This is a genomic window from Thiobacillus sp. (assembly GCF_024708915.1).
Genome location: NZ_JANJXQ010000174.1, coordinates 1 through 11,224, shown reverse-complemented (window position 1 = coordinate 11,224; position 11,224 = coordinate 1). Strand labels below are relative to the sequence as shown.

At 61.9% G+C, this 11,224-nt stretch carries 11 protein-coding genes and 1 CRISPR repeat array; of the genes, 9 read left to right on the top strand and 2 right to left on the bottom strand.

What is annotated here, in order from left to right; translation table 11 throughout:
• The 6 genes from Q0L94_RS12295 to cas7c form a co-directional block, all read left to right on the top strand.
• On the top strand, nucleotides 1–701 hold a 701-nt coding region (locus tag Q0L94_RS12295), incomplete at its 5' end, for an NAD(P)-dependent oxidoreductase (protein WP_296753647.1).
• Between the two features lie 234 nt (nucleotides 702–935).
• A complete protein-coding gene (locus Q0L94_RS12290) occupies nucleotides 936–1,943 on the top strand; it encodes a WYL domain-containing protein (protein ID WP_296753645.1) in 1,008 nt (335 codons plus the stop codon).
• Complete coding sequence (cas3, locus tag Q0L94_RS12285; protein WP_296753644.1) at nucleotides 1,924–4,215, top strand: CRISPR-associated helicase Cas3'; 2,292 nt, start codon at nucleotides 1,924–1,926, stop codon at nucleotides 4,213–4,215. Before Q0L94_RS12290 ends, cas3 begins: the two co-directional genes overlap by 20 nt.
• Nucleotides 4,216–4,225: 10 nt before the next feature.
• Nucleotides 4,226–4,891: a type I-C CRISPR-associated protein Cas5c gene (gene cas5c / locus Q0L94_RS12280; protein ID WP_366799474.1), complete on the top strand. Its 666-nt coding sequence runs from the start codon at nucleotides 4,226–4,228 to the stop codon at nucleotides 4,889–4,891.
• Entirely contained in the window at nucleotides 4,888–6,609 is a 1,722-nt protein-coding gene (gene cas8c / locus Q0L94_RS12275; RefSeq protein ID WP_296753641.1) for a type I-C CRISPR-associated protein Cas8c/Csd1, read from the top strand. The genes cas5c and cas8c overlap by 4 nt, the downstream gene beginning before the upstream one ends.
• Nucleotides 6,606–7,481: a type I-C CRISPR-associated protein Cas7/Csd2 gene (gene cas7c, locus Q0L94_RS12270; RefSeq protein ID WP_296753639.1), complete on the top strand. Its 876-nt coding sequence runs from the start codon at nucleotides 6,606–6,608 to the stop codon at nucleotides 7,479–7,481. The genes cas8c and cas7c overlap by 4 nt, the downstream gene beginning before the upstream one ends.
• A gap of 4 nt (nucleotides 7,482–7,485) precedes the next feature.
• Here cas7c and Q0L94_RS12265 read toward each other — a convergent pair whose 3' ends face one another.
• Both Q0L94_RS12265 and Q0L94_RS12260 read right to left on the bottom strand, forming a co-directional pair.
• On the bottom strand, nucleotides 7,486–7,779 hold the full coding sequence (locus tag Q0L94_RS12265) for a type II toxin-antitoxin system RelE/ParE family toxin (protein ID WP_296753638.1): 294 nt from the start codon (nucleotides 7,777–7,779) through the stop codon (nucleotides 7,486–7,488).
• On the bottom strand, nucleotides 7,770–8,030 hold the full coding sequence (locus Q0L94_RS12260) for an addiction module protein (RefSeq protein ID WP_296753636.1): 261 nt from the start codon (nucleotides 8,028–8,030) through the stop codon (nucleotides 7,770–7,772). The genes Q0L94_RS12265 and Q0L94_RS12260 overlap by 10 nt, the downstream gene beginning before the upstream one ends.
• 42 nt (nucleotides 8,031–8,072) lie before the next feature.
• Between Q0L94_RS12260 and cas4 the strand changes: the two genes are divergently transcribed.
• The 3 genes from cas4 to cas2 are packed head-to-tail and all read left to right on the top strand — an operon-like array spanning nucleotide 8,073 to nucleotide 10,023.
• Entirely contained in the window at nucleotides 8,073–8,693 is a 621-nt protein-coding gene (cas4, locus tag Q0L94_RS12255; protein ID WP_296753635.1) for a CRISPR-associated protein Cas4, read from the top strand.
• A 1-nt stretch (nucleotide 8,694) separates the two neighbouring features.
• Nucleotides 8,695–9,729, top strand: a complete 1,035-nt coding sequence (gene cas1c, locus Q0L94_RS12250; protein WP_296753634.1) for a type I-C CRISPR-associated endonuclease Cas1c — start codon at nucleotides 8,695–8,697, stop codon at nucleotides 9,727–9,729.
• A gap of 3 nt (nucleotides 9,730–9,732) precedes the next feature.
• A complete protein-coding gene (cas2, locus tag Q0L94_RS12245; protein WP_296753633.1) occupies nucleotides 9,733–10,023 on the top strand; it encodes a CRISPR-associated endonuclease Cas2 in 291 nt (96 codons plus the stop codon).
• Between the two features lie 178 nt (nucleotides 10,024–10,201).
• A CRISPR array of direct repeats spans nucleotides 10,202–11,224; the repeat unit is 22 nt; unit sequence GCATCGCCCGACCTCACGGTCG.

The window sequence follows — 11,224 nt, the reverse complement described above, 5'->3', positions numbered from 1 at the left end:
TGCTGCAGCCGATGTCCGACATTGCCGGGCGGCTGGCGCCGCAGATGGGCGCACTCGGGCTGCACACCTCCCACGGCGGCAACGGCAAGCTGATCAGCGGCATGCCCGGCGTGCCGCCTGCGCATGTGCTCATCATCGGCGCCGGCGTTGTCGGCATGAGCGCCGCACGCACGGCCACCGGCCTCGGCGCGCAGGTCACCCTGCTCGACCAGCAGGCCGACAAGCTCGCCCACGCCGAAGCGCTGTTCGGCCCGCGGGTGGCAACGCGGTTTTCCTCGCCGCGGGCGATTGCCGACGGCCTCGCGCAGGCCGACATCGTCATCGGCGCGGTACAGATTTCCGGCCGCCACACGCCGCGCCTGATCAGCCGCGCCTTGCTGCAGCGGATGCCGCCGGGTTCGGTGCTGGTGGACGTGGCCATCGACCAGGGCGGCATCGCCGAAACCTCCCGCCCCACCACCCACAGCGCCCCGTTCTTCATCGTCGAAGGCATCGTCCACTACTGCGTTACCAACATGCCCGGCGCCGTCGCCCGCACCGCCACCGACGCACTCACCCATGCCACCCTGCCCTATGTGCGGGCGCTGGCGGCCCAGGGCCTGGCCGCACTGGACGCGGACGCCGGACTGCAAGCGGGACTGCAGGTCCACGCAGGCAAGATCACCCACGCCGGGCTGGCACAGGATCTGGGGATCGGCTGAAGCGGACCGTGGCTGGCACCGCCCGCCTGCGCCTGCGGGGAAAGTCGCGCGCGCCGATGCCCTGCAACGCGCCGCCATGCCGCTCATTCAGGCGCCAAGAAAACCCAAGCCGGCTGCGGGCTCAGCAGTTTGCTTCCAAGCGCCCGACTTGTCGGGCATGCCTCATTGCACGACACTATTGACACGGCCCGAACCGGACACGCAGAGAAAAACCAACAAACGCCACCGGCACCCGTGAGCAAATTCGACGAACTCTATCGCCTTCACCGCCTGCTGGACGGGCGGCGGACAGGCCTGCCCCGCAGCGTGCTCATCGATGAGCACGGCTTTTCGCGTTCCACCCTCGCCCGCCTCATCGCCGACCTGCGCGACCGCCTCGGCGCCCCGCTCATCCACGACAGCGAACGCGGCGGCTATCGCTACGACACCGCCGACGGCAGCCACGCGCTCCCCGGCCTGTGGTTCACCCCCGCCGAACTGCACGCTCTCGTCACGCTGAGGCATCTGCTCGCCAACCTGGAACCCGGGCTGCTCGACGGCCACCTGCGGCCGCTGCAAGCCCGCATCGACAAGCTGCTGGGCAGCAACCACCTGGGCGCCGGCGAGGCCGCGCAACGCATACGCATCCTGGCCGCCGCCGCGCGCCAGAAAAACCTCCGCCACTTTCAAACCGTCGCCGGCGCCGTCCTGCAGCGCCGCCGCCTCAGGATCGACTACTACAACCGCGAGCGAGACCAAACCGGCGCCCGCGAAATCTCCCCGCAACGTCTTACCCATTACCGCGACAACTGGTACCTGGACGCCTGGTGCCACGACAAAAAAGGCCTGCGCATCTTCGCCGTCGAATGCATCCGCGCCGCCATACCGCTCGGCAAAGCCGCAAAAGCCATCGCCGAATCCACACTCAACCGCGAACTCGCCAGCGCCTACGGCATCTTTGCCGGCCTGCCCGTCGCCACCGCCGTCCTGCGATTCACCCCCAAACGTGCCCGCTGGGTGGCCGACGAAATCTGGCACCCCCGGCAACAAAGCCGCTGGCTGGAAGACGGCCGCTATGAACTCGCCGTGCCGTACTCGGACGACCGCGAACTCCTGATGGACATCCTCAAGCACGGAGCGGAGGTTGAAGTCGTCGCGCCTGGCGCGTTGCGCGAGGCTGTCAGAAATCAGCTTGATGTGGCGGCAGGGCAGTATCGGCAAGGCGTAGCGCCAGGCCCGGAAATTGAGCCTGACGGCGGGTAGGATGAGAAACATGGCTCATCACCGTCCCATTGCCCACGCTGCCCAGAATACCGACGGAAGTTGGCGCGACCCGCATGACCTGGATGAACATCTCACCAGCGTCGCCGCCCTTGCCGCCGAATTTGCGTGCGCCTTTGGCCCAGAGTGGGCGCGGCTGGCCGGCCGTTGGCATGACCTTGGCAAATACCGGCAGCGTTTCCAGAATTACATTCGTCTCGCCAGCGGCTTTGAAGTGGACGCGCATATCCAGGGCGAAGCAGGAAAAGCGCCACATTCGACGGCTGGGGCAATACTGGCGTGCGACCGTTTTGATGCTGCCGGACGCGTGCTGGCCTATCTGATCGCCGGCCACCACGCTGGGCTGGCGGACTGGTTCGGCGGCCTTGAGGTTCGGCTTGCCGCCATCGACAGCCGCGCGGAACTCGACGAGGCGCTGGCCGAAAGCCCGCCTGCCCACATCCTTGATCATGGCGATTTCCAACCCAATTTGCGCGCCATCCCGGGCGGCCGGGATGGTTTCGCCTTGTGGGTACGCATGTTGTTCTCGGCACTGGTCGATGCGGATTTTCTCGACACCGAGCGTTACATGGATGCGGAGAAATTCGCACAACGCAATCAATGGCCAACACTGGATCGGCTCGCTCCCCGGTTCGACGCCCACATGGCCAAACTCGCGGCGAAGGCTGACTCCACGCCGGTCAACGCGCTGCGCGCCGACATCCTGCGCCAGTGCCGTGAGAAGGCCGCGCTCGAACCTGGCCTGTTTTCCTTGACCGTTCCGACTGGCGGCGGCAAGACGCTCTCCGGCATGGCATTCGCACTCGAACACGCCCGCACGCACGGCAAGCGTCGTGTTATCCACGTCATTCCCTACACCAGCATCATCGAGCAGACGGCAGACATTTTCCGCAGCATCTTTGGCGAAGCCGTCATCGAGCATCACAGCAACGCCGAGTCCGATCCCGGCCAGGAAAACACCGCCTCACGCCTGGCTTGCGAAAACTGGGATGCGCCCATCGTCGTCACCACCAACGTGCAGTTCTTCGAATCGCTGTTCGCCGCGCGTACTTCGCGCTGCCGCAAGCTGCACAATCTGGTCGATTCGGTCGTCATCCTCGACGAAGCGCAACTCCTGCCGCCGGAGTTCCTGCAACCCATCCTCGACGTGCTGAAGCTCCTGGCCCGCCACTACGGCGTGTCCGTCGTGCTGTCCACCGCCACCCAGCCCGCCCTGTCCACGCGTGAATATTTCGACCCCAGCCAGAACCTGCGTGGCCTGGACGATGTGCGGGAAATCATCGACGATCCCGATGCGCTTTATCAGGCGCTGGAACGGGTGAATGTGCGCCTGCCCGCCGATTGGCAGCAAGCTTCCGAATGGCCTCAAGTGGCGGATGACCTGGCCCGCCACGATTCGGTACTCGCCATCGTCAACACCCGCAAAGACGCCCGCGCGCTGTGGGAACTGCTACCCGAAGGCACGCTACATCTATCAGCGCTGCTGTGCGGTGCGCACCGTTCGCAACGCATCGCCGAGATCAAGGCCCGGCTCAAATCTGGTGTTCCAACGCGGGTAGTCAGCACGCAGCTGGTCGAAGCCGGGGTCGATGTGGATTTCCCGGTTGTCTACCGCGCACTCGCTGGACTGGACTCCATCGCCCAGGCGGCGGGCCGCTGCAACCGTGAAGGGGGTCTTACTGAAAAAGGCGAAGTCGTCGTCTTCGTTCCACCTAAACCCGCGCCTCCGGGACTCTTGAGGAAAGGCGAAAACGCCTGCAAAAGCGTGCTGTATGGCGTTACCGAATCGCCTCTTTCATGTATGAGGTTCGAGCAATATTTCCGGCAGCTCTTTGCCGCCTGCACGCTCGATGAGCACGGCATCTGCGGCGACCTGTTCATGGCCAACAACAAGCTCGATGGCGATGAACTGGCCGTCAATTTCCGCACTGCTGCTGATAACTTCAGGCTGATCCGCGACGAAGACAACGCATCCATCATCGTGCTGTACCGGGGAACTGATGGACAGGACAACAGCATCGACAAATGGCTGGCAACGCTGCGCCTCGAAGGCCCGCAACGCTGGCTGATGCGCAAACTCCAGCGCTACACGGTCAACATCCACCGGCGCGAAGCACAAGCCCTGCTGCAACAAGGAGATATCGTGGAGCTGATGCCGGGCCTTTACATACAAATGAGTGACTGGCTCTACCATCCTGAGCTTGGGCTGAACCCAGAAGGAACGCCGCCCAATTCGGCTAGCGCAATTGTTTGAAGGGAGAAAAATGAAGACATTTTGTTTGGAACTCTCTGGCCCTTGGGCCTGCTTCACCCGCCCCGAAATGAAGGTCGAACGGGTCAGCTACGACGTGATGACGCCCTCCGCCGCGCGCGCCTGCTTCGAAGCCATTCTATGGAAACCCGCAATCCGCTGGCATATACGCAAAATAGAAGTGCTCAAGCCGATCCGCTGGATCAACCTGCGACGCAACGAAGTGGCCAGTGTGGTGTCCACCCGCAACGTCGAAACGGCCATGAAGAACGGGCGCGGCGATCTTGGCCTCAACATCGAAGACGACCGCCAGCAGCGCGCCGGCCTGTTCCTGCGCGATGTGGCCTACCGGGTGCACGCCGATCTGGAGTTCCTGCCCGCACGCGACCCAGATGCCAGTGCGGCAAAGTACTTCGAAATGTTCGAGCGCCGCGCGGCCAAGGGGCAGTGCGTAAACCAGCCTTATCTCGGCTGCCGCGAATTTGCGGCGAACTTCAGGCTGGTCGGCGATCCGGCAGCCGAGCCGCCGCCGCACGATGAAACCCGCGACCTGGGATTCATGCTGCACGACCTGGACTTTTCCAAACCCGCCGACCCGCAACCGCGCTTTTTCCGCGTCCGCCTGGAAAACGGCGTGGTGCAGGTTCCCGCCTGGGATAGCGTGGAGGTGCGGGGATGATTCTGCAAGCGCTCGACGCCTACTACCGCCGCAAGCAAACCGACCCGGATCCGCAAAACCGCTTGCCCGCCTCCGGCCTGGAGAACAAGGAAATCCCCTTTATTCTTGAAATCGATGTTGCCGGAAAGCTGGTCAACCTGGCCGACACGCGCAGCGGCGAAGGCAAGAAAAAAATCGGCCAGCGTTTTCTTGTGCCGCAGGGAATAAAGAAAACCTCCGGTGTAGCAGCGAATCTGCTGTGGGACACCACCGAATACGTGCTGGGCCTGGATACGCGCGGCAAACCTGAGCGCGTGGCCGAGCAGCACACCGCGTTCCGGGCGCGTATCGAAGCGCTGCCAGAGACTGTGCGTGAGGACGACGGCATCCGCGCGGTGCAGGCTTTTCTGGCATCGTTCAAGCCCGAGACGCTTGCCAATCTGCCCGTCTTTGCCGACCTCCAGGCAGGCAATCCAGTCATGAGCTTTCGCCTGCACGGCGACTTGGGCCTGGTCTGCCAGCGCCCCGCCGTGGTGGCGGCAACAGCAGGACAATCCGAGAAAGTACCCGATGGCATATGCCTGGTCAGCGGCCAGCCTGCCGTCATCGAACGTCTGCATCCGGCGATCAAGGGTGTATGGGGGGCGCAGACTTCGGGGGCGAACATCGTGTCGTTCAACCTCGACGCCTTCAATTCCTACGGCAAGGCGCAGGGTGCGAACGCGCCGTTGGGGATGGCTGCCGTGTTTGCCTACACCACTGCGCTCAACCACCTGCTGGCAAGAGATTCGCGCCAGCGAATGCAAGTGGGCGACACCTCGACAGTATTCTGGGCCAGCGAACCGCACGAGCTGGAAAGCGCAGTCGTCGACTTGTTCGGCGATCCACCCAAGGACGATCCCGACCGCAACATCGACGCGCTCAAAGCACTATACGCCGCCGTGGATAAAGGCCAGTTTTCCGTCGGCGGCATCGACACACGCTTTCACGTGCTCGGACTTGCGCCGAATGCAGCGCGGATCAGTATCCGTTTCTGGGAAACCACCACCGCGCTGGAGTTGGCCCGGCGCATCAAACAGCACTTCGACGACATCACGCTGGTTCACGCACCACACGAGCCCGAGCATTTGTCGCTGTTTCGCCTGCTCACAGGCGTGGCGCTTCTCAATAAGGCCGACAATATTCCGCCCAATCTCGGCGGCGAGGTCATGCGCGCCATTCTCGAAGACCTGCCCTACCCGACCACCCTGCTCAACCTGGCTGTGCAGCGCTGCCGGGCCGAGCAAAAACCCAGTTACGCCCGTGCCGCCGTCATCAAGGCCTGTCTCAACCGCTGGATTCGCTCCCGCAAAACTCAAGAAATGGAGTTCCTGCCCATGCTCGACCCTGCCAATATCAACGCCGCATACCGATTAGGACGACTGTTCGCCGTGCTGGAAAAAATTCAGGAAGAAGCCAGCCCTGGCCTCAATGCCACCATCCGCGATCGCTATTACGGTGCAGCATCCAGTATCCCGGTTACGGTTTTTCCCACTTTGCTGCGTTTGAAAAACCACCACATGGCTAAGCTCTCGCGTGGCCGCGCGACACAAATGGAAAAAATGCTGGGTGAAATCATGGAAGGTTTGGCCGATTTTCCTCGCCAGCTCCCGCTACAAGATCAAGGCCGATTCGCTCTCGGCTACTATCACCAGCGCCAAATCTTCTTCACCAAATCCACCCCGGAGGAATCCAAATGAGCCTGACCAACCGCTACGACTTCGTGCTGCTGTTTGATGTAAAGGACGGCAATCCTAACGGCGATCCTGACGCCGGCAACCTGCCGCGGCTGGATGCCGAAACAGGCCACGGTTTGGTAACTGACGTGTCGCTCAAGCGCAAGGTGCGTAACTTCGTTGGACTGGTCAAAGGCGAGCAACCGCCTTATGAGATTTACGTGAAAGAAAAAGCCATCCTCAACAAGACGCATGAGCGTGCCTATGTAGGCATCGGAAAAGCGGATTTACTCAAAGGCGACGACAAGAAACGCAAGGGCGGCGATGCTGTTGGCGAGGCACGTGACTGGATGTGTCAGAACTTCTTCGATGTGCGCACCTTCGGCGCGGTCATGTCCACCGGCGTCAACTGCGGCCAGGTGCGCGGGCCAGTGCAGCTGACGTTCGCGCGTTCAGTCGATCCGATCATCGCGCAGGAACATTCGATCACCCGCATGGCAGTGGCGACCGAAGCCGAAGCGGAAAAACAGGACGGCGACAACCGCACCATGGGCCGCAAGCACACCGTGCCTTACGGGCTTTACGCTGCACACGGCTTCGTTTCCAGTTTCCTGGCCAAACAAACCGGCTTTTCTGAAGACGATCTTGAACTGCTGTGGCAGGCGCTCGCGCAAATGTTTGAACATGACCGTTCCGCCGCGCGCGGCGAAATGGCGACACGCGGGCTGTATGTCTTCAAGCACGATTCAGAACTGGGCAACGCCCCGGCCCATGCGCTATTTGATCGCATCAAGGCCGAACGTAAGGTCGATGTACCGCGCAGCTTCTCTGACTACGAAGTGACGGTAAACGAGGCCGCCCTGCCTGTGGGTGTGTCGCTGCTGCGCAAAGCTTGAGGTGCTACCGCCGCCCTGCCCAATACCCCGGGCGGCGGCTGTGGTGTGCAACCGCGAGTACCCGCAGCATGTCGCCCTCTGCCCTGTAAATCACCGAATAGGGAAAACGATGAACCTGCAAACGACGTGTGTTGTTGACTGCTGGCGAGGCCAGTGCGGGATGCTCAATGGCCAGACGTAAACTGCGCTGGACTTCCTGCCTGAAATCGCCGGCCCGAAACGCTCCGGCCTCATTGGCATACCAGTGCGCCCCTTCGACAAGTTCGGCGCGGGCAAGCGGATTGAAACTTATGCGCACCGCTTGCGCGCCGTTTCGATGATTTCGTCGATTTCCTTGAATACGTCTTCGGCCGGAATCCACTCGGTACGACCGGCTTCCATATCCGCCACGCGCCGTGCAATTTCCTCGTCCCAGGCTTGGGCGATGGCTTCGGGCGTGTCTTCTGCCGGGCCGTCCAGGCTCTCGATCAGGCGATGCGCGAGTTCGCCGCGTTCGCGGGGCGTGAGTTGCAGCGCCTGGGCCTCTATTTCTGCAAGGGTGGCGGCCATAATTGCGCTCCCAATTCGTTGATCTGTCTGCATGTTAGCACCGTGATCGAGACAGACCCAATCCCCCTTTCCGCGCTCCAGCACTGGGCCTATTGCCCTCGCCAGTGCGGGCTGATTCATCTGGAGCAGGCCTTTGCCGACAACATCCACACGGCGCGCGGGCAGGCGGTGCACCATCTGGTCGACACGCCGGGCTACGAGATCAAGTCCGGCGTGCGGGTGGAGCGCGCGCTGCCCTTGTGGAGCGACCGCCTCAACCTCATCGGCAAGGCCGATCTGGTCGAATTCCACCCGGATGGCAGCATATACCCGGTTGAATTCAAGCACGGCGCGAAACGGCAAAAACTGTACGACGACCTTCAACTCGCCGCGCAGGCGATGTGTCTGGAAGACATGCTCGGGCGCCCGGTGTCAAAAGGCGCGATCTTCCACGCCAGCAGTCACCGGCGGCGGGAAGTCGTCATCACGCCGGAGTTGAGGGCACGGGTAATCGATACCGCGAAGGCAATCCGCGCAATGCTTGTCTCGGGTGTGTTGCCGCCGCCGGTCAACGATTCCCGATGCAGGGAATGTTCCCTGAAAGAGATTTGCCAGCCTGAAGCCGTCGCCGACCGAACCAGGCAGCGACAACAACAGCACCGTCTGTTCGACCCGGAGGCATGAGTTGCATACCATCCAGAACACACTCTACGTCATGACCCCGCTGGCGTATGCCCATCTTGAAAACGCCACCGTGCGTATCGACGTGGAACACGAAAAGAAACTCCAGGTGCCGCTTCATCATCTGGGCGGGCTGGTGTGTTTTGGCAACGTCATGGTATCGCCTGCACTGATGCATCGCCTGGCCGACGAAGGAAAGTCCCTGGTGTTGCTGGACGACCATGGCCGTTTCAAGGCCCGGCTCGAAGGTCCGGTTTCCGGCAACATCCTGTTGCGCCAGGCCCAGCACCGGCAGGCAGACGATACGGCCTTCAACATCGAACTAGCCCGCGCCGTCGTTGCCGGCAAGCTCAAGAACAGCCGCAGCGTGTTGCAGCGCGGCGCGCGTGAGGCGTCGAACGAACAAGAGGCGGCACAGATCACCCGCGCCACCGACAACCTGGCCGCCTCGCTGCGCGCCGCCGCTGTCGCGACCACTCTGGACGAACTGCGCGGTGTCGAAGGCGAAGCCGCGCGCGGCTACTTTGCCGCGGTCAACCTCATCGTAAAAACCGCTGCACGCGAACATTTCCAGCTTAACGGCCGCACCCGCCGGCCACCGCTCGACCGCTTCAACGCGCTGATTTCCTTTCTCTACGCCATGCTCATGAACGACTGTCGTTCCGCACTGGAAGCCTCCGGCCTCGACCCGCAACTCGGATTTCTGCATGCCGTGCGTCCCGGCCGCGCCGCACTTGCGCTTGATCTCCAGGAAGAATTCCGCGCCGTTCTGTGCGACCGCCTCGCCCTCACCCTCATCAATCGCGGCCAAATCAGTGCCGGCGATTTTGATCTGCGCGAAGGCGGCGCAGTCATGCTCAACGACCGTGGCCGCCGTACCGTCGTCGCCGCCTGGCAGGAGCGCAAGCAGGAAGAACTCACCCACCCGCTCACCGAAACCAAACTGCCGCTTGCGCTCCTGCCCTTCGTTCAGGCGCGATTTATTGCGCGCACCCTGCGCGGCGAAATGGAAAGCTACCTACCCTATCTGACGAAATAGGCCATGCTCATTATCGTTACCTACGACGTCTCCACCGAAACCGCCGCCGGCCGCAAACGCCTGCGACGCGTCGCCAAAGCCTGCGAGCGCGTCGGCCAGCGAGTGCAGAAATCCGTCTTCGAATGCACCGTCAACGAAATGCAGTTCGAACAACTTGAGCGCGAACTACTGGATGAAATAGATCCGAAACAAGACAATCTGCGCTTCTACCGCATCACCGAGCCGGTAGAACTCCGCGTCAAACAACACGGCTGTTTCCGGTCCGTCGATTTTGAAGGCCCCTTGGTGATATGACGCGCGAACCCCCATCAACGGCACAAACCCGTCGAGTTCGCGCATGCGATAACTCTTTGTTCTTTAACAACCTGAAGAAATTAACCATCACAAAACATGGCCACCAGATTGCGGCGCAAAGCGGGTTCGCGGAAACTTGTAACGCTGCGCAGAACAATCAACAGGTTGCATGTGTGGTGCATCGCCCGACCTCACGGTCGGGCGCGGATTGAAACAACTACTACCACCCGGCCGGCAGTCGGTTCGCCGGCATCGCCCGACCTCACGGTCGGGCGCGGATTGAAACGCCGCGCCGCCGTCGTTGGAGTTCTCGGCATAGTTGCATCGCCCGACCTCACGGTCGGGCGCGGATTGAAACGGCATCGACTGTGAGCACCGCATCTACCCGCTGGAGCATCGCCCGACCTCACGGTCGGGCGCGGATTGAAACCGTACCCGCCTGAAGCCCGGCGCGGCCATCATCATGCATCGCCCGACCTCACGGTCGGGCGCGGATTGAAACTCGTGGCGGACATTAGGGGGTGTAACGTAGTTGGCGCATCGCCCGACCTCACGGTCGGGCGCGGATTGAAACACGTCATTGTGGTTGTAGTGTTTGAGTGTTGGCAGCATCGCCCGACCTCACGGTCGGGCGCGGATTGAAACAACAAAACAGGGGAAGATATGAAGGTGTTGTTGGGCATCGCCCGACCTCACGGTCGGGCGCGGATTGAAACAGACAGCGGCGCAACCGTAGCCTTGAGAACCCCGCGCATCGCCCGACCTCACGGTCGGGCGCGGATTGAAACTCATGCAACCGCTGCATGATGACGATGATAGGTGTGGCATCGCCCGACCTCACGGTCGGGCGCGGATTGAAACCAGTGTGCGCATTTCAATGTTCCCGTTTTGTTGAGCATCGCCCGACCTCACGGTCGGGCGCGGATTGAAACAGCAAATCATTGCAACATCACCTGCAACCGCAACGCATCGCCCGACCTCACGGTCGGGCGCGGATTGAAACCATGAACTGAATCAGTGCTTCAATGTCATTTCGCGCATCGCCCGACCTCACGGTCGGGCGCGGATTGAAACTTGCAGGCGTGTTGATGGCCGTTACTTTTCCAGTGCATCGCCCGACCTCACGGTCGGGCGCGGATTGAAACAACAAGTTGAAGATTAGCCAAGCGGCACTTGATAGCATCGCCCGACCTCACGGTCG

Excerpts from the sequence above, each read along its gene's own strand:
- cas5c (WP_366799474.1), top strand. The coding sequence starts at position 4,226 with ATGAAGACATTTTGTTTGGAACTCTCTGGCCCTTGGGCCTGCTTCACC.
- cas8c (WP_296753641.1), top strand. The coding sequence starts at position 4,888 with ATGATTCTGCAAGCGCTCGACGCCTACTACCGCCGCAAGCAAACCGAC.
- cas7c (WP_296753639.1), top strand. The coding sequence starts at position 6,606 with ATGAGCCTGACCAACCGCTACGACTTCGTGCTGCTGTTTGATGTAAAG.
- Q0L94_RS12260 (WP_296753636.1), bottom strand. The coding sequence starts at position 8,030 with ATGGCCGCCACCCTTGCAGAAATAGAGGCCCAGGCGCTGCAACTCACG.
- cas2 (WP_296753633.1), top strand. The coding sequence starts at position 9,733 with ATGCTCATTATCGTTACCTACGACGTCTCCACCGAAACCGCCGCCGGC.